Source organism: Streptomyces monomycini (genome assembly GCF_022271435.1).
GTDB classification, from domain to species: Bacteria; Actinomycetota; Actinomycetes; order Streptomycetales; family Streptomycetaceae; genus Streptomyces; species Streptomyces monomycini.
Window position 1 is genome coordinate 1 of the sequence record NZ_JAFIQY010000008.1, and the last position, 24678, is coordinate 24678.

Sequence of the window (24678 nt, forward strand, 5' to 3'; positions counted from 1 at the left end):
AGCAGTACGGCGCGTACCCGCCGCCCCCGGCCCCGCCCGCCCAGCCGTACGGCGCGCCCCCGGTGCCCGCCCCCGCCCCGCCCGTGAGCCTGTCGAAGGTCACCCTTACGAAGGAGGCGCCCGCCGTCTCCTTGACGAAGCAGGGCGGCACCTCGGCCACGATGCGGGTCAACCTGAACTGGCAGCAGGCCGGCAAACCCGCCTCCCGCCTGGGCAGGAAGCTGGGCCGCAAGACCATGGAGGCGCTCGGCGCCCGCGGCGCGCTGCTGCCGCAGTCCGGCGACCTGGACCTCGACCTGTGCGCGCTGTACGAACTCACCGACGGCAGCGCGGGCGTGATCCACCCCATCGGCGGCAACTTCGGCACCCTGCACGCCCCGCCGTACATCCAGCTCGACCAGGACGACCGCACCGGCGCCGCCGCGTCCGGCGAGAACCTGACCGTCAACCTCGACCACCAGGACCGCATCAAGCGCATCCTCATCTTCGTGACCGTCTACGCGGGCGCCGCCAGCTTCGCCGGACTGCACGCCACGGTCACCCTCCAGCCGCAGTACGGCGCCCCGGTGGACTTCTCGCTCGACGAGTGCACCGTCCCGTCGAACGTCTGCGCCCTCGCCCTCATCACCAACACCGGCAGCGAGCTGGTCGTCCAGCGTGAGGCCCGCTACCTGGTGCCCGCGCCGGGCGTCAGCCCGCAGCGCACCGTCGACGAGGCGTACGGCTGGGGGCTGAACTGGTCTCCGGCCAGCAAGTGAAGGCCCGCCGGAAGGTGATTCCCGGTCAGGACGCGCCCGGCGCCCCGTACGTACGGCCTTTCCAGGCGGCCCCGCGCCCCCGGTAGTGCTGGACGGCGGAGTCGACCGTCATCAGGAGGTAGAGCAGAGCGGTGCACGGCAGCAGCGGCGCGAGCCAGAGCGGTTGCCGGTAGTAGCGCAGCATCGGCAGGTACGTCCCGGCCATCACGGCCCACGCCACGCCGCCCAGCGCCGCCGTCGTCGCGCTCCCGGCCGCCAGACCGGCGGCCAGTGCGGCGGGCGGCGCCAGGTAGACCAGCGTGAGCCCGGCCACCGTCCCCGCCAGCAGCAGCGGGTTGTGCCGCAGCTGCGCGTACGCGCTGCGCGAGACCATCCGCCACAGCGTGCCCAGCCCCGCGTACGGGCGCACGCTCTCCACCCGGTCGCCCAGCCCCAGCCAGATCCGGCCGCCGGCCCGCCGCACGGCCCTGGCCAGCGTCACGTCGTCGATCACCGCGTGCCGGATGCTGTCGGGCAGACCGGCCCGCTCGGCCACCGCGCGCCGCAGCAGCACACAGCCGCCGGCCGCCGCGGCGGTACGCGCCCCCGGCCGGTTGACCCACCGGAAGGGATACAGCTGCGCGAAGAAGTACACGAAGGCCGGGACGATCAGCCGCTCCCAGACCGAGACCGCCCGCAGCCGCGCCATCTGCGACACCAGGTCCAGCTCCGCCGAGCGCGCAGCGGCGACCAGCTCGCGCAGGCTGTCCGGGGAGTGCGCGATGTCCGCGTCCGTCAGCAGCACGTACTCCGCGTCGCCGCGCTCCCGGACCAGCGCCATGCCGTGCCGTACCGCCCACAGCTTGCCCGTCCAGCCCGGCTCCGGCTCGCCGGGCGCGGTGACCGTCAGCGGCAGCCCGCCCGGCCCGGCGGCCAGCTCCCGGGCCAGCTCGCCCGTCCCGTCCGTACTGCCGTCGTCGACGAGCACCACCTCGGCCCGCCCCGGATACTTCTGCGCCAGCAGGGACGGCAGGCTCACCGGCAGCACCGCGGCCTCGTCCCGGGCCGGGACCACGACGGCGACCGGCGGCCACCGCTCCGGATCGGCGCGCGCGGGCAGCCGTACGTCCGTACGCCAGAAGAAGCCCTGCCCCAGCGCCAGCCACACCCAGGCCGCCAGCGACCCGGCACCGACCCACTCCGTCGCTCCCACGCCCGCAGTCTGCCGCACCGGCAGCCGCCGTGGCCGGAACCCGGCGGGCGGCCCCGGGGGCGAGGCGGCCCGGCGTCACCGGTATGACAAGTACCGGGCGGCCCGGCGTAAAGTGTCCGGGTGAAGATCGCGCTCATGGACTCCGGTACCGGCCTGCTCGCGGCGGCCGCCGCGGTACGGCGGCTGCGGCCCGACGCCGACCTGGTCATCTCCTCCGACCCGGACGGCATGCCCTGGGGACCGCGCCCGCCGCACGACATCGCGGCGCACGCGCTCGCCGTCGCCCGCGCCGCCGCCGCGCACGGCCCGGACGCCCTGATCGTCGCCTGCAACACCGCCTCCGTGCACGCGCTGCCCGCCCTGCGGGCCGAGCTGGAGCCCGAACTGCCGGTCATCGGCACCGTCCCGGCCATCAAGCCCGCCGCGGCCACCGGCGGCCCGGTCGCCATCTGGGCCACCCCGGCCACCACCGGCAGCCCGTACCAGCGCGACCTGATCGAGCGGTTCGCCTCCGGCGTCGAGGTCACCGGCGTGCCCTGCCCCGGCCTCGCCGACGCCGTCGAGGCCGCCGACGAGGCCGCGATCGACGCCGCCGTGGCGGCGGCCGCCGCGAACACGCCGCGTGACGTACGGACCGTCGTCCTCGGCTGCACCCACTACGAACTGGTCGCCGAGCGCATCCGCGCCGCCCTTCAGCAGCCCGGCGCCCCCGCGCTCGTCCTGCTCGGCTCCGCCGAGGCGGTCGCCGCCCAGGCGCTGCGCCGCATCGGCGCGGACCCGGCCCCCTCGGCGGCCCCCACCGGCACCGTCACGGTCCTTCTCAGCGGCCGCCCGGGGCAGCTTCCCGAGGCCGCTCTCGCCTATGACGAGGGACGACTCCTGTCCGGCGCGGCGCGGGCCGGGGAGCCCGTCCGTCACTGAAATCCCGCAGGGCGCGCGACACGCTGCCAGGGCGGGCAAAGACGCGTACGCTGCGACTCATGAGGGACCACCCCCACGAGGGGGCAGCAGCCCCCGGCGAGCACGGCGGCCCGGTCGGCGACGACGAAGGTGCCTCCGGCAGCCACCGAGACCCCGCGGACGTCCCCGAGGAGTGGCACGGACGCGCCACCAACCGGGTGCAGTGGCTCCTGGCCGGCATCGGTGCGGCCTGCCTGGCGTTGGGCATCGAGCTGGCCGTCGACAGCGCCTGGACGACGGGTCTGGCGCCGCTGCTGATGTCGGTGGTCGGCTGTGTCCTGGCCGGACTGCTGGTCCTCTTCGGCACCCTCGCCTTCGTCCATGTGGCCGTACGGGTCGACAAGGACTGCCTGGAGGTGCGGTGCGGCCACATGGGCCTGCCCCGCCGCCGTATCCCCCTCGAACAGGTCGTCGGCGCCGACTTCGCGCCCCGCGTCACCCCGCGGCACTGGGGCGGCTGGGGCTACCGCTGGCGCCCCGAGCAGGGCACGGCCGTGGTCGTACGGCGCGGTGAGGCGGTGGTGCTCCGGCTCGGCGACGGCCGCAGCTTCACGATCACGGTGGACGACGCGGAGAACGCGGTGCGCTGCATCCGCGGCAGATGCGGGATCGACAAGGGCCGGGGCAGCGGCGCCTGAGGCCCGCTCGCCGGGGACCGTACGAACGCCCGCCCGATTGCGTGGACGATGCATCGGTCACCTGGCTCTCGTTAGGGTGCGCAGTATGGCGACACCCGACTTCATCCGTGACCTCCGGGCCGGCATCGGCCACCAGCTCCTGTGGCTCCCCGGCGTGAGCGCCGTGGTCTTCGACGACCGCGGCCGCGTCCTGCTCGGCCGCAGAGTGGACAACGGCATGTGGTCGGTCATCGGCGGCATCCCGGAGCCGGGGGAGCAGCCGGCCGAGACGGCGGTGCGCGAGGTGTTCGAGGAGACCGCGGTGCACGTGGTCCCCGAACGGGTGATCCTCGTCGAGGCGCTCCAGCGGGTCCGCTACCCGAACGGCGACATGTGCCAGTTCATGGACGTCTCGCTGCGCTGCCGCGCCGTCGGCGGGGAGGCCGCCGTCAACGACGACGAGTCGCTGGAGGTGGGCTGGTTCGCGCTGGACGCCCTGCCGCAGCTGGAGGAGTTCTCGGTGGCGCGGATCAAGATGGCCATGGACGACGGGCCCGCCTGGTTCGCGGGCATCGAACAGGAGCGCTAGCCGGAGCGGCCGGCTCGGGTTCCGGCTCCGGCGGGGCCGTCCGGCCCGGCGGCCGCCGTCAGACGTGCATGCGGGGCAGACGGATCGAGGTCTGCGACTCCTCGCCCCCGCCGGGCAGCTCGGGCCCCCCGGGCCCTTCCGGCATCTCGGACTGCCCCGGGTCGCCCGGCGACTGCCCGGGGGCGTCCGGCGGCGTGGAGCGGCCCGCCTCTTCGGTGTGCATCTGCTGCCGGCCGCCGTCCTTGCGGCAGCTGCTCAGCCAGGTGCCGGTGGGCCCGTTCTCGTACTGGCACTCCCAGCCCCGTACCGTGAGCGACGGCTGGTCCGCGCCCGCCTTGCGGAAGAACTCCGCCATCACGCTCCGGGCCTCGGCGCAGCCCGCGGTCGGCCCGGCCCCGGGGCCGGAGAAGAGCTGCGCGGTCAGGCCCTCGCCCATGGCGTCGGGCAGCGCGCCGCAGTCCAGCGGCTGGCCGGGCACGCCGGAGGCGGAGCCGTCGGGCTCCGACGGGCGCGCGCTTGCACTGCCCTCCGGGCCGCCCTTCAGGCTCTTCGTGGGACTCGCGCCCGGGCCCGAGCCGGAGGCGGCGGGTGACGCCGCGGTGTCGTCCGGTCCGCCGCCGCACGCGGCGACGGCGAGGGCCAGCAGGGCGGTCGGTACGGCGATGAGCCGGCGCATGTCGAACTCCTTCGGCCGCGGGTGACGCAGGCGGGACGCTCCGCCGTACGGACGCTAGGAGCCTGCTGCGCGCGCTGCGATCCGGAACGGGCGAACGGGTGAACACCGGACCCGCCCGCCCGTCCGCCGCCGCACTCACCCGAGGCGTTCGACGTGCATCCGGGCCGTGGTGCCCGCGTAGAAGGACGTGGTGCCTACGGACCAGTAGGCGGAGGTGCCGGGAATCCGCGTCAGGTCCGTCATGAGGGCCGTCTCGGGCATCTCGGGACCGCGCTCGCTCACCCAGGCGGCGCCGTCCCACCGCAGGTAGTGGGAGCGCTTCTGGTCCCAGAAGTCCCAGCCGGTGATCCGGTCGGGCCGGCCCAGCGGGTCCCCGCTGACGGAACTGAGCAGGCCGACGCCGTACGGTGCCTTCACCGGCGACCACCGGGTGCCGTCCCAGTGCTCGAAGACGACGCCGGGCGGCTTGCCGGGCGGGCCGCCGATGCCGTAGCCGTAACCGGTCAGCCAGATGTCGTCGTGGGCCACCGGGAGCAGCCCGGAGACGGTCGCGCGGATGCCGGTGGTGCGCGGAAGCACGGTCCAGGCGCCGTCCCAGCGCGCGATGACGTCGCCGTAGACCCAGACCTCGCCGCCGGGCGTCACATGGACGTGCCCCGGAGTGGGGGCCGCCGTGTCCGGCAGCGGGGCGCACCAGCGCCAGTGCCGGCCGTCCCAGTGCAGCAGCCCGGCGCGCCCGTCGTGCCGGCCACTGGCCCATGCCCGGCCGTCGGAGGCGGCCGCGACGTCGGTGACCGTGGTGCCGCTGCCGCCCTCGCCCGGGTACGGCGTCTTCTGCCAGGTCGTGCCGTCCCAGGCCAGCAGCAGACCGCCGGCGCCGACCGCCCAGGCGGCACAGCTGCCGGCGGACGTGACCGCGGTCAGCGGGCCGGCGGAGGCGAGCTGTCCCAGGTCCGTACGCGACCAGGCGGCGCCGTCCCAGCGGAGCGCGACCGCCGTGCCCTCGCTGACATTGCCCAGGCCCTCCACGCCGACGGCCCAGGCCAGACCGGGCCCGGCGGCGGCGACGCCGTACAGCCGGGCGCCCGGCCGCGCGTCGGGCACCGGGACGGCGGACCAGCCGGGGACGGAGGCGGGGGCCGTGGAGGCCGCCACGGCGGTCGCGGGGGCCGCGGTGCCGGCCAGGCCGAGGCCCGCGGCCGTGCCCGCGAGGCCGCTGACGAAGCTGCGTCTTCGCATGGGAGCGTCCTTGGAGTCGAAGAGGGTCGGTCCGGGACTGCGGGGGACACCTTGGCCCCGGCTGCCGGAGAGGTCAATGGAGGCGGCGCGGGCGGTGGCCCCGCGAGGATTGGAGACGGCCGCTTCCCTCGTACGGACGGCTTGGAGCGACCCCGCGCTACCGGTAGCCGCCTCCGGATGCGGCCGGTGCCCGCCTGCGGCAGCGTGGTGCTGTCCCACCAACCGGACCGAGGGAGCAGGGCATGGGCGAGGACAAGGGCGCCATGGACAAGGCCAAGGGCAAGGCCAAGGAGATGATGGGCAAGGCCACCGGCGACGACCGGACGAAGGGCGAGGGTCGCACCGATCAGGCCAAGGGCAAGGCCAAGAACGCGATGGACGATGCCAAGGGCCAGGCCCAGGGCATGCGGGACTCCCTGAAGAACAAGGGCGACGGCAGCACCTGACCGCGGCGGCGGCCCACCGGGCCCCGATCGGCACCCCGCCGTCCGTACACCGGTACGGGCGGCGGGGTGACCCGTGCGCCGGGGCGCTCGTTGTGCACGGCATGATCAAAAAGATTGCCGCCGCGGCCCTGCTGGCGGGCTCGGTCACCGCCACCGCCCAGACCACCGCAGAGGCCGTGGAGGTTCCCCAGGCCCTCGGCGCGACAGCCGTCCTGACGACGCAACTGATCTCGCAGCTTCCGCACATCCACGACGTGCAGCCACCGCCCGCGTTCACGGCCCAGAAGGGCGGCGGCGAGTAGCCGGTGCCCAGCTCCGCGGCCGCTCCGGCCGGTGGTGTCAGGGCCGGCGCGCCACCGCGGCGTAGGAGACGGCCACGGCGTCCGTGACCTGCGTCGCCTCGTCCGGATCGGCCGGGCGCCAGTGGTGCGCCAGGGTGATGCCGGGCTCCAGCAGTTCCCAGCCGTCGAAGAAACGGGCGAAACCGGCCCGTGTACGGAACGTCACGGACGTGCCCGCCGCCGCGTAGATGTCCGAGATCCGGGCCATCGCCTCCGGGGCGAAGTCGGCGGTGGCATGGGTCATGGTCAGCGTGCTGCCGCTGGGCAGGGCCGCCTTGAGGTGCTCGACGACCTGATGCGCCCGGTCCTGCCCGTCGTCCGGCACGAAGTGCATCAGGGCGTTCAGGCTCAGCGCGACCGGGCGGCCGAGGTCGAGGGTCTCCCGGACCTGCGGCGCCGCGACGATCCCGGCCGGCTCGGTGACGTCCGCCTGGAGGTAGGCGGTGCGCCCCTCCGGTGTGCTGCGCAGCAGGGCGGCGGCGTGCGCCAGCACGATCGGGTCGTTGTCCGTGTAGACCACACGGGCGTCCGGCGCGATGCGCTGGGCGATCTCGTGCAGATTGGGCGAGGTGGGGATGCCGGTACCGATGTCCAGGAACTGCCGCAGCCCCGCCCGCGCCAGGGCGCGGGTGGCGCGGTGCGTGAACTCACGGTTGACCCGCGCGGCGACCGCCGCCGACGGGAAGACCGAGAGCACGCTCGCGGCGGCCGTGCGGTCGGCGAGGAAGTTGGTCCTGCCGCCGAGGAAGTAGTCGTAGATGCGCGCCGAATGGGCGCGGTCGAGTTGCAGGTCCACCACCGGTTCGCCGTGCTGCTCGCTCATCAGAGGACCGCCTCCCTGTACGGCTGCCGGACCGACGCCGGAGCACTGCCCCCGCCGGCACGGCCTCGCACCGGCGCGTGGCGGGAACCGGGCGCCCCCGCTCCGAATCATCACATCATCGCTTCCGGAAGATTTCTTCGGGGCGTTGCCACAACCGGGCCTGTTTTCCGGTTCATTGGAAGGGAGGGCGCCGCCCTCCCGCTGATGCCGGGGCCTGCCGGCCTCCCGGACCGCGGCGAACGGAACGAGGACCGCACGTGAGCACGTACCGGGACAGCCCCCTGCCGCCGTGCGCCCCCGCACACGGGCCCGGCGCCGGGCGGCACGGCCGGCGGGAGCGGCCGTGACCCGCGACCGGCCGCCGTGTCCGGCCGGCGATCCGCTGCGACAGGCCGGCCGGCGGCTGGCCATCGCCTTCGAGGCGTTCCACGAGACGCACTACCGCAAATGGCTGGCCTACGCCTATCTGCACACCGGCAGCGAGGACGCCGCCCTGGAGGTGACCGGCTCCGCCTACCAGCGATTACGGCTGTGCTGGCCGTACGCGCTCAAACAGTCCTCGGTGGACTCCTACGCCTGGGCCGTCCTCAAGGAGTCCGTGGTCGACTGGCTCTGCCGGCACCGGCGCGCCACGGCCCTGACCCAGAGCGCCGCCTTCGCCGTCGTCACCCGCGCCCTGCTGCGCGAGTGCCAGCAGCAGTTCGCGCTGCTGGAGAGCCAGTTGGGGCTGTACGAGGCGATCGCGCGGCTGCCCGAGCGGCAGTGCGACGTGATCGTGCTGCGCCATGTCATCGGGTACTCCGACACCCAGATAGCCGCCCTGCTCGGCGTCGACGAGGCCACCGTCCGCTCCCACGCGAGCCGGGGCAAGCGCCGGATCGCCGCCGCACTGGGCATCGAACCAGGCCCCACGAAGGGTAAGTGACCCATGCCGCACACCCACCGGGCCGGCCGGGACACCATCGAGTCCCTGCTGGCAGCAGCCGCCGACGTCCTCGCCGAGTCCTACGGCGCCTACGACACCGTCGCGGCCCGTGACCGGCTCACCGGCGACACCTACGAGGACACCGGGGCCGCGTACCCGGCCGGACCCCGCCCGGACGCCCCGGCGCCCACCGCCTACCCCAGCGCCCACGACGAGGCCGCCCACGAACTCGACCTGGCCTGTGCCCTGGTGGTGAACGCCGCGGCGGCGGCGGACAGCCTGGCCCGGCTGGTCGACGACCATCGCATCGACCCCGAGGGCGCCCTGGTCTTCGCCTGCCTGCTGCACATCACCGGGCGGGCGGAGGCCGCCGACTTCTGGTGGCGGTTCGGCGCCGGCGGCGGCAGCCGGACGGCCGCCTACTGCCTGTACCTCTCCCACCGCCGGCACGGTGAGTTCCGCGACGCGGCCTACTGGCGGATGCAGGCCGTCCACGACCCGGACGAGGAACTGCCGGCACCGGTCGCCTTCGACGCCGGGCGGCTGCTGCCGGACGCCGCCCGGCACGCCCTGCTCGTCCAGTGGCACAGCGGCCTCGCGCCCACCCTGCCCGCGGCCCTGGAGCGCGTCATCGACCGCCTCGCCGTCGCGGGCGACGACGAGGACTTCGGCGCGATCCCCTGCCCGTCGCCGACGCTCGTGGACGACCTGCGGCAGTGACCGGCGACCGGAAAGGACCGGCCGGGCGGACGCCGCATGGACGCGGCGGGCCGTGGCCGTCACCATCGGTAGCAACGGCACCACACGTACCGGACCCGGCAGCGCGTCCGCCGCCGGAGGACGGCACCCGCAGCGCACCGAGCGAGCCGACGGAGAGGCGTCCGTATGGAGCGACGTACGGCCCAGGGCCGCAGTACGGGCACGGGGCACGGAGAGTCCGTGAACCTCGGCAGGGCCACGGATCGCCGTACGGCCCCGGGCCGCGGCGCCGGCCCGGGCCCCGGCACCGCCTCGGCCTCCTCCGCCCCCCTTCCCGAACGCGCCGAGGTCGTCATCGTCGGCGGTGGCGTGCTCGGGGCGAGCATCGCGTTCCACCTGGCGGAGGCCGGGGTGGGCGGCGTCCTGCTGCTGGAGCGGGACCGGCCCGCCGCCGGATCCTCGGGCAAGCCCATCGGCGGCGTACGCGCCCAGTTCTCCGACCCGCTCAACATCCGCATCGGCCGGCGCAGCCTGGAGGCGTGGCGGGCGTTCGGGGAACGGCCCGGCGCCGACATCGGGTTCGAGAGCGTGGGGTACCTCTTCCTGCTCGGCGACGCCACCGAACGCGCGCTGTTCGAGGAGGGGGTGGCGGCACAGAACGCGCTCGGGGTGCCCAGCCGGATCATCGGCCCGGCCGCGGCCGCCGCGCTGTGCCCGTACCTCGATCCGGACGGCTTCGTCGCCGCCGCGTACTGCCCGGCCGGCGGGTACGCGCTGCCGCGGGAGGCGGTGACCGGCTACCTGCGCGCGGCCGCCCGGTACGGCGCGGACATCCGTACGCACTGCCCCGTCACCGCGATCGACACCCGCGACGGCGCCCTCGACGCGGTACGGACACCGCGCGGCACCGTCCGCACCACCACGGTCGTCTGCTGTGCGGGCGCCTGGTCCGCCGAGGTCGGCGCGATGGCCGGGGTACGGCTGCCCGTGACCCCGCTACGCCGCCAGATCGCCTTCACCGGACCGCTGGACACCCCGCCGCCCCGCATCCCCTTCACCCTCGACTTCGCCTCCACGGCCTACTTCCACAACGACGGCGCGGGCGGGCTGCTGCTCGGCATGTCGGACCCGCGCCAGGAACCGGGCTTCGGCCGGGAGTTCAGCCGGGAGTGGCTGGAACCTTTCCGTGCGGCCGTGGGCCGCCGGGCCCCCGCCCTGGCCACGATGCCGGCCCGTCACGGCTGGGCCGGCCTCTACGAGACCACCCCCGACAACAACGCCCTCATCGGCGAGGCCGCGGACGTCCCCCGCTTCCTGTACGCCACCGGGTTCTCCGGCCACGGCTTCCTCCAGGCGCCCGCCGTGGGGGAGCTGGTCCGCGATCTGTACCTGGGCCGGGAGCCGTTCCTCGACGTCGGCCCGCTGGCCGCCACGCGGTTCGACGGCCGGCCCGCCGGTACGGGGGAGGAGGGGAACGTAGGGCACCACGGTGCCCGCCCGGAAGCACACGTCATCTGACGCCCGGCCCACGCCGAGGAGGACCGTTTGATTTCCACCTGGCGGCTGCGCGCCGCCTTCGCCCGCCGGCTGTCCGTCATGTACGGCGCCGAGGTCCCCGCGTACACCACCCTCCTGGAGGTGACGGGCGAGGTGAACGACGAGGTCGCGCGCCGCGACCCGGACGCCGGGCGGCTGGGCGGCATCGAACGGGTCGCCGCGGAGCGGCACAGCGCCATCCGCGTCGGCACACCCCGCGAACTGCGCCAGGCAGGCCAGGTGTTCGCCGCGCTGGGGATGCGTCCGGTGGGCTTCTACGACCTGCGGGACGCCACCACGAGCGCGGTACCGGTGGTCTCCACCGCCTTCCGCCCCGTCGAGCCCGCGGAACTCGACCGCAACCCCTTCCGCGTCTTCACCTCGATGCTCACCGCCGCCGACCGCCGGTTCTTCGACGCCGGACTCCAGGCCCGGCTGGAGACCTTCCTGGACCGCCGCACGCTCTTCCCGCCCGAACTGCTCACCCTCGCCGAGCACGCCGAACGCGAGCACGGCCTCGCCCCGGAGCAGGCGGAACGCTTCCTGACACTGGCGGTCGCCGCCTTCGAACTGTCCCCCGAGCCGGTGGACCGCGCCTGGTACCGCGAACTCGCCCGGATCTCCGCCGTCGCCGCCGACATCGGCGGCGTCACCAGCACCCACGTCAACCACCTCACCCCACGCGTCCTGGACATCGACGCGCTCTACCGGCGGATGGCGGACCGCGGCATCACCATGATCGACGAGATCCAGGGGCCACCCCGCTGGGACGGCCCCGACGTCCTGCTGCGGCAGACCTCCTTCCGCGCGCTGGACGAACCCCGTGCCTTCCGCGAACCGGACGGCAGCGTGACCACCGGCGCGTTGCGGGTGCGGTTCGGCGAGGTCGAGGCGCGCGGCATCGCCCTGAGCCGTACGGGCCGCGCCCGCTACGACGCGCTCACCGCGGAGACGGACCGGCGGTTCGCCGAGGAGACGGAGCGGCGGCTTGCCGCGGAGCGGGACCGATGGGGCGCCGCGGAGAAGGACCGACGGAGCGCCACGGAGACGGGCCCGCGGCGCTCCGCGGCGACGGACCCGCGGAGCGCCCGCGAAGGGAACAGCGGCGGCCCCACCCGGCAGGACATGGCCCGCCCCCTCTGGGAGGCCGGTTTCCCGCGCTCGGAACAGCAGCTCGCCGCCGAAGGGCTGGGCTACTTCACGTACGCCCCGGCAGCCGCCCGCCCGCGCGACGGGCAGCACCCGCCCGCCGACCTGGCCGGGCTGCTGGAACACGGCTGGCTGACCGCCCGCCCGATCGTCTACGAGGACTTCCTGCCCCGCTCGGCCGCCGGGATCTTCACCTCCAACCTGACCGGCCACGGCACCCGGGACACCGCCCGCACCGGGACGCCCTACGACGAACACCGGCTCGCCGAAGCCGTCGGCCGTCCCGTGCACGACCCCTTCCAGATCTACGCCGCACAGCAGGACGCCTCGCTACGGCGCTCCCTGGAGGCGCTGGGAGCGGACGACGCCCTTCGCGAACTGTTCCCCTCCTGAGGGCCGCGCCCGACTTCCGGTCCGTACCGGTCCGCCCCCGCCCGTCACCTCCCCTCGCGCCGAAGGAGACACCCGCCGTGAGCACCCGCACCCAGCTCCCCAGCACCGCAGAACTCCGCGACCTGGCCGCCGACCGGCTGCGCCGCTGCGGCGTCGCGACCGTCCCCGAGGGCACCGGGATCACCGCCCGTACGCCGCTCACCGGCGGCGTCCTGTACCGGCTGCCCGCCGCCACCGCCGAGGAGGCCGACGCGGCCGTCACCGCGGCCGAAGCCGCGTTCCGCGAGTGGCGTACCGTCCCCGCGCCCCAGCGGGGCGCGCTGGTCAAACGGTTCGGCGAACTGCTCACCGAGCACCAGGACGCGCTCGCCGACCTCGTCACCGTCGAGGCCGGCAAGATCCGGTCCGAAGCGCTCGGCGAGGTACGGGAGATGACCGACGTCTGCGACTTCGCCGTCGGACTGTCCCGGCAGCTCTACGGACGCACGATGGCCTGCGAACGCCCCGGCCACCGCCTCGCGGAGACCTGGCACCCGCTCGGCGTGACCGGTGTGCTGTCCGCCTTCAACTTCCCGGTCGCCGTCTGGTCCTGGAACACCGCGATCGCCCTGGTCTGCGGCGACCCGGTCGTGTGGAAGCCCTCCGAACTGACTCCGCTGACCGCGCTGGCCTGCGACGCCCTGCTGGCCCGCGCGATCGCCGACACGGGCGCGCCGGCCGCGCTGCACCGGCTGCTCCTCGGCGGCCGGGAGACCGGCGCGCTGCTCGCCGACGACCCGCGCATCGCACTGCTCAGCGCGACCGGCTCGGTCCGGATGGGACGGGCGGTGGCCCCGCGGGTGGCCGCCCGCTTCGGCCGCTGCCTGCTGGAACTCGGCGGCAACAACGCCGCCGTGGTCACCCCGTCCGCCGACCTCGACCTCGCGGTCCGCGGCATCGTCTTCTCGGCCGCCGGGACCGCGGGCCAGCGCTGTACGACCCTGCGCCGGCTGATCGTGCACGAGGACGTCGCGGACCGCCTGACCGAGAAGATCACGAACGCCTACGGGCAACTGCCGGTCGGCAACCCCTTCGACGCCGCCACGCTCGTCGGGCCGCTGATCAATCCCGCTGCCCACGCGGCCATGGCCAAGGCGCTGGACGCGGCGCGGGACGACGGCGGCACCGTCCTGACCGGGGGCGAAGCGCACCTCACCGACCAGGTACCGGACGCCGCCTACGTGAGTCCGGCGCTCGTGCGGATGCCGGCGCAGACCGCCGTCGTCCGCACCGAGACCTTCGCGCCCATCCTGTACGTGCTGACCTACCGCACCTTCGAGGAGGCCGTCGCCCTGCACAACGGCGTGCCGCAGGGCCTGTCGTCCAGCGTCTTCACCCGGGACCAGCGGGAGGCCGAGCGCTTCCTGGCCGCCGACGGCTCCGACTGCGGCATCGCCAACGTCAACATCGGTACGTCGGGCGCGGAGATCGGCGGCGCTTTCGGCGGGGAGAAGGAGACCGGCGGCGGCCGGGAGTCCGGTTCGGACGCCTGGCGCGCGTACATGCGCCGGGTCACCACCACCGTCAACTACTCGGACGACCTGCCGCTGGCGCAGGGCGTCAACTTCCTCTAGAGCCGCGGGCCCGTGGGTGGGGTGCCCGTCCGGCGGTCAGTTGAGGGCCCGGGCGGGCAGCAGCCGTTCGATGACGACGAAACGCTCGTCGAGCGGTGCCAGGCGCAGCAGCCTGCGGACCACGGGACGCGGTCCGAGCAGCATCAGACGGCCGCCGCGGTCGACCACCCGTTCGCGGATCCGGCACAGCAGGGCGAGGCCGCTGCAGTCCATGAACGTGACCTGACCCAGGTTCACGACCACCGTGCCGGGCCGGGGTGGCAACACCTCGCCGAGGAGGGGCTGCAAGGTCAGCGCCAAGGCGAGGTCGAGCTCTCCCTTGAGCGCGAGCACGAACTGGTCTCCGACCACGTACGTGAGCAAGGCCGTGTCGGCGGTACGTTCGGTCATGGCGCCCCCCACCGGATGCGCAGGCCGCGAGAGCGCGGCTTCTGGCTGATGGCACCGGGGGCCGGGGTGCAGAAAAACCGTAGCGGGACGTTTACGGGGAGAATCGATCAGCCAAGGTCGCATCCCTCGAACGGGTGAAGCCTTGCGCTATCTCTTGACGGATGTGCCGCGATACGGAACGCGCTTCGGGCCGGGCGCCTCGACCACCGACGCCCGGCCCGGAGCGGCACGCGATCAGGACTGCGGCGGCTGGTTCTGGCCCTGATCCCTGCCGAGCTGGTCCTTGAGCTTGTCCTGGGCCGTGTCGACCTGACTGCTGTATTTGCCCTGGGACTTCTCGTCGACGAAGTCGCCGGCCTTGTCGACGCCCTTCCCGGCCTGGTCCTCGTGACCCTTCAGCATCTGCTTGAGCTTGTCCAACACGGACATGAGTCGTCCTCCTCGCCACTGACGCCCCCACCTCTCCAGGGTCGCCGGGTCCGGCCGAATCCGCATCCGGGGTGCCGTGCGCCCGTACGCGGCGGGCCGGCACGAAGGGCCGAAAAAGCTGTCAGGACGGGCGGCCCTGCAAGGTGCGCACGGGAATCAGACAGTGCGCGGAGCTCTTGATCACGCCCTCGTCGCCCGCGAAGGCCCGCAGCATGTCCTCGCTGACCGGCCCGCCCGGCTTCGCCTCCGGCCACGGCCGGGTGGCGAACATGCCGTACACCTGCCCCCGGTGGTCCGCCGCCGCCAGCCACTCCGGCGGCACCGGGCACTGCGCGCTGAAGATCGGCATCGTCAGCACCGCCCGCCCGGCCTCGACGATCAGCGTCAGCGGGAGGGAGGGGGTGCGGGAGGCGTCCTGGAGTTCGCCGCCGACCAGCAGCCCGGCCTGGCTGAGCATGGTGCCCATGACCTCGGTCCCGGTCTCCGGGCCGTCCTTGCCGTCGCCGAGGGAGTAGGTGAGCAGGAAGGGTACGTCGTGACCATCCTCGGGGTGCGCGCCGCTCCAGCCGATCATCATGAGCGTGCCCAGCTGGCTGTACGGAGGGTTGCCGGTGGTGGCCTGGGATGTGGTCATGGCGGGCACCTTAGTGACCTTCACGCGCCGTCGTCCGCGCGCTTCACCCGGTTGGCGGAGCCGCGCCGGCATCCCAGCCGAACGAGGTCCGGAGGGTCACCCGTACCGGCGATCCCGAGGGGTCCGTATGCCGCGCGAGCGGCCCTGTACGGCCGCGGGTACGGCACCGTACGGCCGCGGTCCGGCGGCGGCCGGGCCCCGGCGGCCGGTTCGCGCGTCCCGGGCGCGGGCACCATGACGGCAGGCCCGGCAACGGCACGGGACACGGTGCTCCCGGCGGTGGGCCCGGTGCCGCGACCCGGTGTCGGAGGGGAGTGGGGGCCCGATGGACCTTTCCGAGGTGGAGTACCACGACCCCGACGACGCGTCGGGCGAGGAGGCGATGGCCGGCTACGCCCGGCTGGCCTGCGAACTGACCGGCATGGACCCCCGGTACGGCATACCGGCGCTGGTCACGATCGCGCGGCGGGAGTCCGCGTACAACCATCCGCGCTGGCGGGTGAACACCACCGACGGCAACGCCTGGGGCCCGGTCATGACCGACGGGCACCCGCGCAACTGCTCACGCGGCGCCACCCAGTGCGTTCCGCCGACCTTCGCCGCGTACCACCGGTGCGGCACCGCCCGCACGCCGTACGACGTGGTGGCCTGCATGACCGCGACCATCGGGTACGTCCGCGACCGGTACGGCGTCGACGAGTCCGGCTCGAACTTCGCGGAGCGGGTGCAGCAGGCCGACCCGACCCGGCCGCCGAAGGGGTACTGAAGCGGGGGCCGGTGGGTCGTGCCGCGGGCGGCAGACGGCGGGCGGCTCAGGCGATGGCGCCTTCCGTCCAGGCCCGGTCGAGGATCTCGTCCACGGTCTGCTCGACGGTCTGGTGCGTGGTGTCCAGCCACAGCCCGATCGGCGGGGTGTGCTCGCGCAGCGCCGTGTCGAGGTCGCGCACGCTCCAGTCGGGCCCGTACGCCGTCTTGGCCCGGGCCGCCTCCCGCCGCTCGACCGCCGACGGGTCCGGGGTCAGCACGACCACCGCCAGCGGGCGGGTCCTGATGTGCTCGGCCATCTCGGTCAGATGCTCGCCGAGCAGGATGTCCTGGGCGATCACGGTGAACCCGGCCTGGGCGTACTGGTCGGCGCAGGCGGCGGTCAGCCGGTGCCGTAGCCGCAGCTGCGCGAGGGCCGACGCGCCGGCGTCGGGCGTCATCTCCTCCCGCCCCCGGACGACCATGCGCCGGAAGGTGTCACCGCGCAGGTGCACCGACCGCGCCAGCCGCTCGGCGAGTGCCTGCGCCACGGAGGACTTCCCGGCGGCCTGAATGCCCGTCAGTACGACGACACCCGGGCCGAGCCACGGTCCCCGGGGTGTGATGGGCGCGCTGTCGGTGGAGTGTGCCGTCATGCGTTCGGCTGCCTTTCCGCGCGGGGTTCCGGCCGGTCGCGGAGCCGTCGGGGCCGCTCCGCCGGGGCATCGTAACGCCCGCGCCGAGCACGGCGGATGCCTGCCGGTGCGGTACGGGCGCGGCGGGGCGGTGCCCGCCCCTGGCCGTCTGCCCCTCGCCGCCCGTCCTCGCTGTCAGCCGGTCGCCGTCAGCCCGTCGATCATGCGGTTGAGGAGCCGGTCGAAGGTCGCGTCGGGGGAGGGCGTGCCGCCCGGCGCGGTCAGGGCCTCGGCGACCTTCGGGCAGGCGTCCGTGACGGCGGCGGAGCGCAGGTAGCGGGCCTGCGCGTCGTGGAAGGCCCGGCCGGTGGCGTCGGCCGCCGCTTCCTGGGCGAGTTCATGGGTGACATGGCTCGCCACGAAGCCGGAGAGCAGGCTGAAGATTTCGAGTGCCGCCGGGGCGCCGAGCCCCGCGGGAGCGAGGACGGCGAGGGCGTGCTCCAGGGTGGCGAGGGTGTTCGGGCCGAACGTCTGCCGTGCGGGCAGCGCCGCGGGCAGCCACGGGTGGCGCCGCATCAGGTCGCGCTGCTCGTGGAAGAGGTGGCGCAGGTCCGCGCGCCAGTCGCCGGACGGTGCGGGGGGCAGCCGGTGCTCCCCGGCGGCCTGGTCGATCATCAGCTCCAGCAGCGTCTCCTTGTCGGGGACGTAGCTGTAGAGCGACATGGTGCCGGCTCCGACCCGGGCCGCGACCGCGCGCATGGTGACGGCGCCGAGCCCTTCGGCGTCGGCGAGAGCGACGGCCGCGGCGGTGATCTCGGCCCGGCTGTGCGCCGGGGGACGGCCGCGCCGGGGGCGTTCGGCCGGTGCCCAGAGCGCCTCCGGGTCCACTCCGGCGGTACGGCCGGATGTGCCTGTACCGGATGTGCCTGTACGGGTCACGGCAACCTCCCTCTGCTGTCCGCCGCCATCCAATCATCCGCTATTCTCGTACGTAGTACGGGAATAGCGTTCCGTGCCAGACGGAGCAGTCCGCACGAGGAATCGAGGCACCGTGACGACGGCGACGAACCACCCCACCACGAAGAAGCCGCCCCTCTCGGCCCGGGTGCTGCGGCGCACCCTGCGCGGCATGCCCGAGCGGCGCCACGACGTCGCCCGCGAAGGCGGACTCGTGGTGCCCGCCGCCGACGGCAGCCCGCTGCTGACCGACCACTACTTCCCCCGCGCCGCCGGCGACTTCCCCACCCTGCTGGTCCGCTCGCCGTACGGCCGCGGCATCCCGTGGGCCCCGATGTTCGGCATGCTCTTCGCCGAACAGGGCTTCCACGTCGTCCTGCAGAGCAGCCGCGGCACCGGGGGGTCCGGCGGCACCTACGCCCCGTGGCAGCACGAGGCCGCCGACGGCCGGGCGGCCGTCGCGTGGCTGCGCCGGCAGCCCTGGTTCACCGGCGTCCTCGGCACGCTGGGACCCAGTGCCCTCGGGTACGCCCAGTGGGCCCTCGCCACCGATCCGCCTCCGGAGCTGCGGGCGATGGTGATCCAGGTCGGCATGCACGACCTGCACGGCTTCTTCTACCCCTCGGGCTGCGCTTCGGGCCCGTTCGCCCTGGAGAACGCCCTGGTCTCGGTCGTCGGCCGGATGCACTACGGCCGGGGCACCCTGGCCTTCGCGCGGGCCGCGCTGCGCCTGCAGCGCCACCTCCGGAGGATCACCCGGACGCTGCCGCTCGGCGAGACGTACGTGCCCGGTCTCGGCGGCCGGGCGCCGCTCCTGGACGAGGCGATGGCCCGGCCCGATCCGGAGGACGCCCACTGGCAGGGCGCGGACGTCGGTGCGGCGGCCGCGCGGGCGGCCGTACCGACCAGCCTGATCACCGGCTGGCACGACGTCTGCCTCGACCAGACGCTCCAGCAGTACGACCGGCTGCGCCGCGCCGGGTGCGAGACCTCCCTGCTCGTCGGCCCCTGGACCCACAACTCCGCCATGCAGCAGGGCTGGCCGGACGTCTTCGCCGAGACCCTGGCCTGGCTCCGGGCCCACCTGTGCGACGACGCGTCGGGCCTGCGGGAAACGCCGGTGCGCGTCCATGTGGGAGGGCGTCAGGAGTGGCGCGACCTGGCCGACTGGCCGCCGGCGGCGACCGGCCGCCGCTGGTACCTCGACGGTGCGGGTGACGGCACGCTGAGCCCCCGGGCCCCCGAGGGCGCGCCCCCGCTGTCCTTCCGTCACGACCCGGCCGACCCGACGCCCTCGGTCGGCGGTCCCCTGCTGAGCCGGACCGCCGGGCCCCGGGACAACGCCGCCCTGGAGGCCCGCGACGACGTACTGACCTTCACCACCCCGCCGCTCACCGAGCCGCTCGACGTCCTCGGCACGGTCGCCGTGGAGCTGCGGGTCGCGACGGACACCGGGTACGCCGACGTCTTCGCCCGGCTCTGCGACGTCGACGAGCGGGGGCGTTCGGTCAACGTCTGCGACGGGATCCGGCGCCTGGACCCTGCCGCGGCCGGGGGCGCGTCCGGCCCGGCGGAGGTGACGGTGGCGATGAGCCCCACCGCCCACTCCTTCGCCGCCGGACACCGCGTCCGCCTCCAGATCAGCGGCGGCGCCCACCCGCGCTTCGCCCGCAACACCGGGACGGGAGAGCCGCTGGCGACGGCCACCCGGCTGGTGCCCGTCGTGGTCTCGCTGCATCACCCGTCGGCGCTGGTGCTGCCGCAGGCCGGCCCTGAGGCGGAGGGGGTGGAACGGGCGGAGCGGGCAGTGCGGACGCGGTCTCAGACGAAGAAGGCGTTCATGCCGTCCACGTCGGACAGATAGGTCTCGATGGCCGCGATCTTCCCGTCCCGCACGGTGCACACCGTGGACAGGTGCTCGTCCAGGACCAGATCGCCGCGCTGGGCGGTGTTGTGCAGGGACAGCGCCATGTTGCGGGGGCTGACGAGGATGTGCAGCAGGGCGAAGTTCAGGCCGTACCCGGCGATCTTGCGGGCACGTTCGACCACGCCGTCCGCTCCGTGCGCCATCCCGGAGATCGTGTTGTCGCCGGGCAGCTCCCAGGTCGCGTCCTCGTGGAGCAGGGAGCGGATGGTGTCCCAGTCGGTGGTGGCGAGCGCGGCGTGGAACTGCTTGCCGAGGGAGTAGTTGTCCTCGTAGACGGTCATGAGGGCTCCTTCATGCGAGAGGGGACGGGTGCGCCGGTCCGGACGGACCTGCCGACCCGTCAGTTCGTATGTACTAGAACAGTAGCAAACTGGTGGCGGGGAAGATGGTGACGGGGAGGGGAGGGAGGCGGGCCGCGTGCCGGTGCGTCCGCGTACGCTCGGGGCATGGCCGTACTGAGTCACCCCGACCGTGCCGAACTGCGCATCGCGGACGTCCTGGAGGCATTCGCGCACCCGATCCGGCTGCGCATCGTGCACCGGCTCGCCCATGGGGCCGAGCGCTCCTGCGGCGAGCTGCTGCCCGAAGTGTCCAAGTCCACCGCCAGCCACCACTGGCGCGTGCTGCGGGAGAGCGGCGTGCTCCATCAGCGGCGGGAGGGCCGCCGCCTGATCATGCATCTGCGCCGCGACGACCTGGAGGCGCGCTTCCCGGGGTTGCTGGACGTGGTGCTGGTGGCTGCCGGGGGCGATCCCGAGGTGGTCGAGGGCGAGGGCGCGCAGGCCGCCGGGGCGCTGCGCTCCTGACGGGCGTGGCGGTGCTGCCGCGAATCGGCCTGTTCGGCGCGGTTTGTCCGTAAGGGGAGCGCTGCATGAGAGCCTGACGGCCGGGTACGGGCGAGGCCGGAGGTGAGCGCATGTCCGGTGCAGCGAGGCCGTCTGGGACGACGGCGGCCGTCGTCGAACTGGCCGTCTGGTGGGCCGCGCTGACCGCGCTGTGGCTGGTGCTGGTCAGCAGCCTCGACCTGCTGGAGTGCCTGGTCGGCGCGGCGGCCGCCCTGCTCGGCGCGTGCGCCGCCCGCGCGGCCCGCAGAGCCGCCGTCGGCGGTGCCGCCGCCGACCGGCCCGCGCGCACCGGCCCGGAGGAAGGCCGGCCGCGGTGAACGGCTGGCTGCTCGCCGCCGCGCTGCTGCTCCTCGTCGGCTTCGCCCCCACCGTGTGGGGCGCGGCGAGCGGGCCCGTACGGCGGCGGATCATGGCGCAGAACCTCGCGACGCTCGTCGCCTGCCTGGCCGTACTGCTGCTCGCACAGGGCTACGCGCGGCCCTCGTACGCCGACCTCGGACTGGTCCTCGCCGTCCTCGGTCCCGCCGGAACGCTCGTCTACGCCCGGCTGCTCGCCGACGAACTGGCCGGACAGCCGGTGCGCGACCGGGTCGCGCGCGGCCTCGACCGCGCCATGACACCGCTCGCCGCCCTCGCCGTTCCTCTGGTGGTGGTGCCGCTGTGCGTTGCTGCCGGGCCAGGTCGGGCGATGGTGAAGCTGCTGGTCATCGGGGTGCTGCTGGTCGGCGGGAACATCGTGTCCTCGCGCGCGCTGTCCGGGCGGCGGGCCGGGGAGAAAGCCGGTGCGGCCGATGAATGACGTCCTGATCGTGCTGGCCCTGGCGCTGGTGGCGGCGGCCGCGACCGCTGCCGTACTGGCCCGCGACCCGGTCCGGCAGTCGACCGTACTGGCCCTCCTCGGCCTCGCCCTCGCCCTCCTCTTCGCCATCCTCCAGGCGCCGGACGTCGCGCTCTCCCAGCTCGCGGTCGGCTCCGTCCTCACCCCGCTGATGCTGCTGCTCTCGGTGCGGAAGGTGCGGCGCAAGGGCCGTGCGGACGGCCGGGCGGACGACCGCGAGCAGGAGACCGGAAGCGCGGGGGAGGGGGAACGGCGGTGAGCCGGCGGATCCGGACGTGGGTACTGCTCCTCGGCGGCCTGGGCGTGGCCGTCCTGCTGTTCGCCGCGAGCCTGGACCTGCCGGAATTCGGCGGCGACCGGCACCCGTACGGCGCGCGGGCCGTCGAGGCCGCCCTCGCCCGGCACACCGCCAACGTCGTCGCGGCGGTCAACTTCGACCAGCGGGCGTTCGACACCCTCGGCGAGGAATCGATCCTCTTCTGCGCGGCCCTCGGCACCGTCGTCCTGCTCCGCCAGACGCGCGACGAGCACCGGGTACGCCCCGAACCGGCGCGCGTCGACCCACCCGTACGCCGCTACGCGCTCGTCGCGCTCCCGGTCACCCTGCTCATCGGTCTCTACGTCGTCGCGCACGGCCAGCTCAGCCCCGGCGGCGGCTTCCAGGGCGGGGTGGTCGTCGCCACCGCCCTGCACCTGCTCTACATCGCCGTGGACTACCGCGCGCTGGAGCGGATCAGACCGGTCGGCCTGTACGCGACGGCGGACGCGGCGGGGGAGGCCGCCTACCTCCTGCTGGGCGCCGCCGGCCTGGTAGCCGGTACCGCCTACCTGGCCAACTTCCTCCCGTACGGCACCTTCGGCACGCTCGCCTCGGGCGGCGTGGTCCCGCTGCTCAACGCGTCCGTCGGGGTGGAGGTGGCCAGCGGGGTCGTGGTGCTGCTGGCCTCCTTCCTCGACCAGGCGGTGGAGATCGAGGACGCGACGGAGCACACCGCCTCGGGACCGGCCCGCCACCCCACCCTTCCGCCCCCTTCCGAGGAGAAGCCGACATGAGCGTGCTGCCGTATCTCGTCGCCGGCTGGATCTTCCTGATCGGCTGTTACGGGCTGGCCACCAGCCGCAACCTCATCCACGCCGTCGGCTGCCTCGCCGTCTGCCAGGCGTCCACGTATGTCCTGCTGCTCGCCGTCGGCTACCGGGACGGCGGCACCGCGCCGGTCTTCTCCGACCTGCGGCCCGGCGCCCGTCCGGTCGTCGATCCCGTCGTCCAGGCCCTGACCCTCACCGACGTGGTGGTGGGCGCGACGGTCACCGCGCTGCTGCTGGCCCTCGTCGTCCAGGTGGGCAAACGGCACGGCACCGTGAACCCGGACGAACTCTCGGAGCTGCGCGGGTGACCCCGGCCGGCACGCTCGCCCCCGCCGCCGCGACGACCCTCACGCCCGCCGCCACCCTCCCGCTGATCGTGGCCACCCCGCTGCTCGGTGCCGCGTTCCTGGTGGCCGCCGGGCGCCGGATGCCGCGCCGGGCCGCCGAGACCGCGGGCACCGTCTTCGCCGCGGCCACCGCCGTACTCGCCCTCTCCGTCCTGCTGCGCGGCACGTCCGGGGACGTACCGGGCGCACGCGCCGTCGAATGGCTCGGCGGCCGGCACCCGCACGGCGGCGCGGGTGTCGGCATCGTCCTGGTCGGCGACCGGATCGGCGTCGGCCTGGCCGCCGTCACCTCGCTGCTCGTCGTCGCCGTCCTCGCCTACTCCTGGCGCTACTTCGACGAGCCGCCGCACCGCCAGGCGGGCACCTTCCCCGCCCTCGTCCTGATCTTCCAGGCGGGCATGTGCGGCTTCGCGCTCACCGGCGACCTCTTCAACGCGTTCGTCTTCTTCGAGCTGATGGGCGTCGTCGCGTACGCGCTCACCGGCTACCGCGTCGAGGAGAAGCGCGCCGTCCAGGGCGCCCTCACCTTCGGCGTCGTCAACTCCCTCGGCGGCTACGCGACGCTGCTCGGTGTCGGCCTGCTGTACGGACGTACCGGCGAACTCGGCTTCGCCCAGATCGGCGCCCGGCTGGCCGCCCACCCGACCGGGTCCTCCGGCGGCGGCCCCGACTTCCTCGTCCTGACCGCCTTCGTCCTCGTCCTGACCGGCCTGCTCGTCAAGGCCGCGGCCGTCCCCTTCCACTTCTGGCTCCCGGACGCCCACGCGGTGGCCCCCACCCCGGTGTGCATGCTGCTGTCCGGCGTCATGGTCGAACTGGGCGTCTACGGCACGGCCCGCGTCTACTGGACGATCTTCGCGGGCCCCGGCGGCATCCCCACCGCCGACGCGCACCGCCTGCTCCTCACCCTCGGCACGCTCACCGCCGTCGTCGGCGCGCTCATGTGCTGGCAGCAGCGCCACCTCAAGCGGCTGCTGGCCTTCTCCACCGTCGCGCACACCGGCCTGTTCCTGGTCGGACTCGCCGTCATGACCCCCGAGGGCACGGGCGGAACGGCGCTGTACGTCCTCGCGCACGCGGGCGTCAAGGCCGCGCTGTTCGCCGCCATGGGCATCCTCCTCGACCGCTTCCGCAGCGTCGACGAACACGAACTCCACGGCCGAGGCCGGGAACTGCCCCTGGTCGGCGTGGTCTGCGCCGTCGGCGGGCTGGCCCTGGCCGGGCTGCCGCCCTTCGGTACGGGACTGGGCAAGGCCGTCACCGAGGAGGCGGCGGGCGGCTGGCAGGCGGCCCTGTTCGTGGTGGTGTCGGCGGTCACCGGGGGAGCGGTGCTGCGCGCCGTCGCCCGCGTCTTCCTGGGGCTGGGGGTACGTCCCGAAGCCGCCGGCCAGGCGGAGGCCCGCACGGACGAGACCAGCGGCAAGGACGAGGAACCCGAGACCGCCGGCCCGCTGAGCCGCATTCCGGACACCATGCTGGCGGTCCCGGTCGTGCTGCTGGCGGGCGCCCTGGCCGTCGGCGTCGTACCGGGACTGCACGCGGCGGTCGGCCGGGCCGCCGACGCCTTCCTCGACCGGGCGGGCTACACGGCCGCCGTCCTGCACACGCCCCCGGCCGCGTCCGTACCGACGCCCGGACCGCACTGGTCCGCGGCGGGCGTGGCCCTCGGCCTGCTGTCCGCCGCCCTGGCCTGCCTCCTCGCCCGGTGGGCCGTACGCCACACGGGCCCGACCCGCCAAACCCGCTGGGCCGCCCCCGTACGCCGCCTCCACTCCGGACACATCGGCGACTACGTCGCCTTCATCCTGGCAGGCATGGCCCTGGTGGCGGCGCTCCTGCTGCCGTCCGTCCACTGAGGCCCCGACAGCGACTGCCGGGGCCTCGGTG

30 protein-coding genes are annotated in these 24678 nt (G+C 74.5%); 20 read left to right on the forward strand and 10 right to left on the reverse strand.

The genetic code is table 11. The features are described 5' to 3' along the window. A partial coding sequence (locus tag JXZ78_RS12445; RefSeq protein WP_443735635.1) for a TerD family protein occupies positions 1-758 on the forward strand: 758 nt, incomplete at its 5' end. A 25-nt stretch (positions 759-783) separates the two neighbouring features. Here JXZ78_RS12445 and JXZ78_RS12450 read toward each other — a convergent pair. After that, entirely contained in the window at positions 784-1950 is a 1167-nt protein-coding gene (locus JXZ78_RS12450) for a glycosyltransferase (protein WP_030017564.1), read from the reverse strand. Positions 1951-2070: 120 nt separating this feature from the next. Between JXZ78_RS12450 and JXZ78_RS12455 the strand changes: the two genes are divergently transcribed. From JXZ78_RS12455 to JXZ78_RS12465, 3 genes are all read left to right on the forward strand, one after another. Further along, positions 2071-2871 carry a glutamate racemase gene (locus JXZ78_RS12455; protein ID WP_030017562.1) on the forward strand — a complete coding sequence of 267 codons (801 nt, stop codon included), beginning with the start codon at positions 2071-2073 and terminating at the stop codon, positions 2869-2871. A 59-nt stretch (positions 2872-2930) separates the two neighbouring features. Next, positions 2931-3548, forward strand: a complete 618-nt coding sequence (locus JXZ78_RS12460) for a hypothetical protein (protein WP_030017561.1) — start codon at positions 2931-2933, stop codon at positions 3546-3548. An 85-nt stretch (positions 3549-3633) separates the two neighbouring features. Continuing rightward, on the forward strand, positions 3634-4116 hold the full coding sequence (locus tag JXZ78_RS12465; RefSeq protein ID WP_030017560.1) for an NUDIX hydrolase: 483 nt from the start codon (positions 3634-3636) through the stop codon (positions 4114-4116). A gap of 58 nt (positions 4117-4174) precedes the next feature. On the opposite strand, the gene JXZ78_RS12470 is transcribed toward JXZ78_RS12465, so the two are convergent. Together JXZ78_RS12470 and JXZ78_RS12475 are read right to left on the reverse strand one after the other, a co-directional pair. Continuing rightward, complete coding sequence (locus JXZ78_RS12470; protein ID WP_050502008.1) at positions 4175-4792, reverse strand: hypothetical protein; 618 nt, start codon at positions 4790-4792, stop codon at positions 4175-4177. A gap of 135 nt (positions 4793-4927) precedes the next feature. Then, a complete protein-coding gene (locus tag JXZ78_RS12475) occupies positions 4928-6031 on the reverse strand; it encodes a ligand-binding sensor domain-containing protein (protein WP_030017558.1) in 1104 nt (367 codons plus the stop codon). 242 nt (positions 6032-6273) lie between these two features. Here JXZ78_RS12475 and JXZ78_RS12480 point away from each other — a divergent pair, with 242 nt between their 5' ends. Both JXZ78_RS12480 and JXZ78_RS12485 read left to right on the forward strand, forming a co-directional pair. Continuing rightward, positions 6274-6477 (forward strand): CsbD family protein, encoded by a 204-nt coding sequence (locus JXZ78_RS12480; RefSeq protein WP_030017557.1) that lies wholly within the window; start codon positions 6274-6276, stop codon positions 6475-6477. A gap of 101 nt (positions 6478-6578) precedes the next feature. Next, entirely contained in the window at positions 6579-6779 is a 201-nt protein-coding gene (locus JXZ78_RS12485) for a hypothetical protein (RefSeq protein WP_157851446.1), read from the forward strand. A 37-nt stretch (positions 6780-6816) separates the two neighbouring features. Here JXZ78_RS12485 and JXZ78_RS12490 read toward each other — a convergent pair whose 3' ends face one another. Continuing rightward, positions 6817-7641 carry an SAM-dependent methyltransferase gene (locus tag JXZ78_RS12490; protein WP_030017555.1) on the reverse strand — a complete coding sequence of 275 codons (825 nt, stop codon included), beginning with the start codon at positions 7639-7641 and terminating at the stop codon, positions 6817-6819. 343 nt (positions 7642-7984) lie between these two features. Here JXZ78_RS12490 and JXZ78_RS12495 point away from each other — a divergent pair, with 343 nt between their 5' ends. From JXZ78_RS12495 to amaB, 5 genes are all read left to right on the forward strand, one after another. Further along, entirely contained in the window at positions 7985-8566 is a 582-nt protein-coding gene (locus JXZ78_RS12495; RefSeq protein WP_030017554.1) for an RNA polymerase sigma factor, read from the forward strand. A 3-nt stretch (positions 8567-8569) separates the two neighbouring features. Next, positions 8570-9286 carry a hypothetical protein gene (locus JXZ78_RS12500; protein WP_030017553.1) on the forward strand — a complete coding sequence of 239 codons (717 nt, stop codon included), beginning with the start codon at positions 8570-8572 and terminating at the stop codon, positions 9284-9286. 165 nt (positions 9287-9451) lie between these two features. Continuing rightward, a complete protein-coding gene (locus tag JXZ78_RS12505) occupies positions 9452-10783 on the forward strand; it encodes an NAD(P)/FAD-dependent oxidoreductase (protein WP_078623934.1) in 1332 nt (443 codons plus the stop codon). 27 nt (positions 10784-10810) lie between these two features. After that, positions 10811-12343, forward strand: coding sequence for a 2-oxoadipate dioxygenase/decarboxylase family protein (locus JXZ78_RS12510; protein ID WP_030017551.1), 1533 nt, complete (start codon positions 10811-10813; stop codon positions 12341-12343). A 77-nt stretch (positions 12344-12420) separates the two neighbouring features. After that, positions 12421-13956 carry an L-piperidine-6-carboxylate dehydrogenase gene (amaB, locus tag JXZ78_RS12515; protein WP_030017548.1) on the forward strand — a complete coding sequence of 512 codons (1536 nt, stop codon included), beginning with the start codon at positions 12421-12423 and terminating at the stop codon, positions 13954-13956. A 36-nt stretch (positions 13957-13992) separates the two neighbouring features. Here the strand turns inward: amaB and JXZ78_RS12520 are convergent, their stop codons facing one another. The 3 genes from JXZ78_RS12520 to JXZ78_RS12530 form a co-directional block, all read right to left on the reverse strand. Beyond that, entirely contained in the window at positions 13993-14346 is a 354-nt protein-coding gene (locus JXZ78_RS12520) for an STAS domain-containing protein (protein ID WP_050502007.1), read from the reverse strand. Positions 14347-14580: 234 nt separating this feature from the next. Next, positions 14581-14775 carry an antitoxin gene (locus JXZ78_RS12525; RefSeq protein WP_030017545.1) on the reverse strand — a complete coding sequence of 65 codons (195 nt, stop codon included), beginning with the start codon at positions 14773-14775 and terminating at the stop codon, positions 14581-14583. A 121-nt stretch (positions 14776-14896) separates the two neighbouring features. After that, entirely contained in the window at positions 14897-15409 is a 513-nt protein-coding gene (locus JXZ78_RS12530) for a DUF5949 family protein (protein ID WP_030017544.1), read from the reverse strand. A gap of 325 nt (positions 15410-15734) precedes the next feature. Between JXZ78_RS12530 and JXZ78_RS12535 the strand changes: the two genes are divergently transcribed. Next, complete coding sequence (locus JXZ78_RS12535) at positions 15735-16175, forward strand: hypothetical protein (RefSeq protein WP_050502006.1); 441 nt, start codon at positions 15735-15737, stop codon at positions 16173-16175. Positions 16176-16221: 46 nt separating this feature from the next. Here JXZ78_RS12535 and JXZ78_RS12540 read toward each other — a convergent pair whose 3' ends face one another. Then, a complete protein-coding gene (locus JXZ78_RS12540; RefSeq protein WP_208870095.1) occupies positions 16222-16809 on the reverse strand; it encodes an AAA family ATPase in 588 nt (195 codons plus the stop codon). Positions 16810-16983: 174 nt separating this feature from the next. Beyond that, positions 16984-17727, reverse strand: a complete 744-nt coding sequence (locus JXZ78_RS12545) for a TetR/AcrR family transcriptional regulator (RefSeq protein ID WP_372498417.1) — start codon at positions 17725-17727, stop codon at positions 16984-16986. A 112-nt stretch (positions 17728-17839) separates the two neighbouring features. On the opposite strand from JXZ78_RS12545, the gene JXZ78_RS12550 reads away from it, so the two are divergent. Then, positions 17840-19609 carry a CocE/NonD family hydrolase gene (locus JXZ78_RS12550; RefSeq protein ID WP_078623932.1) on the forward strand — a complete coding sequence of 590 codons (1770 nt, stop codon included), beginning with the start codon at positions 17840-17842 and terminating at the stop codon, positions 19607-19609. Here the strand turns inward: JXZ78_RS12550 and JXZ78_RS12555 are convergent. Next, positions 19567-19953 (reverse strand): nuclear transport factor 2 family protein, encoded by a 387-nt coding sequence (locus tag JXZ78_RS12555; RefSeq protein ID WP_030017536.1) that lies wholly within the window; start codon positions 19951-19953, stop codon positions 19567-19569. The genes JXZ78_RS12550 and JXZ78_RS12555 overlap by 43 nt on opposite strands. 165 nt (positions 19954-20118) lie before the next feature. On the opposite strand from JXZ78_RS12555, the gene JXZ78_RS12560 reads away from it, so the two are divergent. From JXZ78_RS12560 to JXZ78_RS12590, 7 genes are all read left to right on the forward strand, one after another. Beyond that, on the forward strand, positions 20119-20478 hold the full coding sequence (locus tag JXZ78_RS12560; RefSeq protein WP_030017535.1) for an ArsR/SmtB family transcription factor: 360 nt from the start codon (positions 20119-20121) through the stop codon (positions 20476-20478). Positions 20479-20588: 110 nt separating this feature from the next. Continuing rightward, positions 20589-20834: a hypothetical protein gene (locus JXZ78_RS12565; protein ID WP_033037017.1), complete on the forward strand. Its 246-nt coding sequence runs from the start codon at positions 20589-20591 to the stop codon at positions 20832-20834. Continuing rightward, a complete protein-coding gene (locus tag JXZ78_RS12570; protein ID WP_030017532.1) occupies positions 20831-21316 on the forward strand; it encodes a monovalent cation/H+ antiporter complex subunit F in 486 nt (161 codons plus the stop codon). Before JXZ78_RS12565 ends, JXZ78_RS12570 begins: the two co-directional genes overlap by 4 nt. Continuing rightward, the gene (locus JXZ78_RS12575) at positions 21309-21614 is read left to right on the forward strand and encodes a DUF4040 domain-containing protein (protein WP_030017531.1); all 306 of its coding nucleotides are present in this window, start codon (positions 21309-21311) and stop codon (positions 21612-21614) included. Before JXZ78_RS12570 ends, JXZ78_RS12575 begins: the two co-directional genes overlap by 8 nt. Then, entirely contained in the window at positions 21611-22408 is a 798-nt protein-coding gene (gene mbhE / locus JXZ78_RS12580; RefSeq protein WP_030017530.1) for a hydrogen gas-evolving membrane-bound hydrogenase subunit E, read from the forward strand. Before JXZ78_RS12575 ends, mbhE begins: the two co-directional genes overlap by 4 nt. Beyond that, a complete protein-coding gene (locus JXZ78_RS12585) occupies positions 22405-22752 on the forward strand; it encodes a sodium:proton antiporter (protein WP_030017529.1) in 348 nt (115 codons plus the stop codon). Before mbhE ends, JXZ78_RS12585 begins: the two co-directional genes overlap by 4 nt. Beyond that, the gene (locus tag JXZ78_RS12590) at positions 22749-24647 is read left to right on the forward strand and encodes a complex I subunit 5 family protein (RefSeq protein WP_030017528.1); all 1899 of its coding nucleotides are present in this window, start codon (positions 22749-22751) and stop codon (positions 24645-24647) included. The genes JXZ78_RS12585 and JXZ78_RS12590 overlap by 4 nt, the downstream gene beginning before the upstream one ends. Positions 24648-24678: the final 31 nt, after the last annotated feature.

What these genes read in the sequence shown, in the direction of transcription:
- JXZ78_RS12560 (WP_030017535.1), top strand. Translation starts at nt 20,119, where the DNA reads ATGGCCGTACTGAGTCACCCCGACCGTGCCGAACTGCGCATCGCGGAC.
- JXZ78_RS12465 (WP_030017560.1), top strand. Translation starts at nt 3,634, where the DNA reads ATGGCGACACCCGACTTCATCCGTGACCTCCGGGCCGGCATCGGCCAC.
- JXZ78_RS12530 (WP_030017544.1), bottom strand. Translation starts at nt 15,409, where the DNA reads ATGACCACATCCCAGGCCACCACCGGCAACCCTCCGTACAGCCAGCTG.
- JXZ78_RS12540 (WP_208870095.1), bottom strand. Translation starts at nt 16,809, where the DNA reads ATGACGGCACACTCCACCGACAGCGCGCCCATCACACCCCGGGGACCG.
- JXZ78_RS12505 (WP_078623934.1), top strand. Translation starts at nt 9,452, where the DNA reads ATGGAGCGACGTACGGCCCAGGGCCGCAGTACGGGCACGGGGCACGGA.
- JXZ78_RS12535 (WP_050502006.1), top strand. Translation starts at nt 15,735, where the DNA reads ATGGACCTTTCCGAGGTGGAGTACCACGACCCCGACGACGCGTCGGGC.
- JXZ78_RS12475 (WP_030017558.1), bottom strand. Translation starts at nt 6,031, where the DNA reads ATGCGAAGACGCAGCTTCGTCAGCGGCCTCGCGGGCACGGCCGCGGGC.
- JXZ78_RS12490 (WP_030017555.1), bottom strand. Translation starts at nt 7,641, where the DNA reads ATGAGCGAGCAGCACGGCGAACCGGTGGTGGACCTGCAACTCGACCGC.
- JXZ78_RS12470 (WP_050502008.1), bottom strand. Translation starts at nt 4,792, where the DNA reads ATGCGCCGGCTCATCGCCGTACCGACCGCCCTGCTGGCCCTCGCCGTC.
- JXZ78_RS12575 (WP_030017531.1), top strand. Translation starts at nt 21,309, where the DNA reads ATGAATGACGTCCTGATCGTGCTGGCCCTGGCGCTGGTGGCGGCGGCC.
- JXZ78_RS12480 (WP_030017557.1), top strand. Translation starts at nt 6,274, where the DNA reads ATGGGCGAGGACAAGGGCGCCATGGACAAGGCCAAGGGCAAGGCCAAG.
- JXZ78_RS12460 (WP_030017561.1), top strand. Translation starts at nt 2,931, where the DNA reads ATGAGGGACCACCCCCACGAGGGGGCAGCAGCCCCCGGCGAGCACGGC.
- JXZ78_RS12585 (WP_030017529.1), top strand. Translation starts at nt 22,405, where the DNA reads ATGAGCGTGCTGCCGTATCTCGTCGCCGGCTGGATCTTCCTGATCGGC.
- JXZ78_RS12485 (WP_157851446.1), top strand. Translation starts at nt 6,579, where the DNA reads ATGATCAAAAAGATTGCCGCCGCGGCCCTGCTGGCGGGCTCGGTCACC.
- JXZ78_RS12525 (WP_030017545.1), bottom strand. Translation starts at nt 14,775, where the DNA reads ATGTCCGTGTTGGACAAGCTCAAGCAGATGCTGAAGGGTCACGAGGAC.
- JXZ78_RS12555 (WP_030017536.1), bottom strand. Translation starts at nt 19,953, where the DNA reads ATGACCGTCTACGAGGACAACTACTCCCTCGGCAAGCAGTTCCACGCC.
- JXZ78_RS12520 (WP_050502007.1), bottom strand. Translation starts at nt 14,346, where the DNA reads ATGACCGAACGTACCGCCGACACGGCCTTGCTCACGTACGTGGTCGGA.
- JXZ78_RS12500 (WP_030017553.1), top strand. Translation starts at nt 8,570, where the DNA reads ATGCCGCACACCCACCGGGCCGGCCGGGACACCATCGAGTCCCTGCTG.
- JXZ78_RS12565 (WP_033037017.1), top strand. Translation starts at nt 20,589, where the DNA reads ATGTCCGGTGCAGCGAGGCCGTCTGGGACGACGGCGGCCGTCGTCGAA.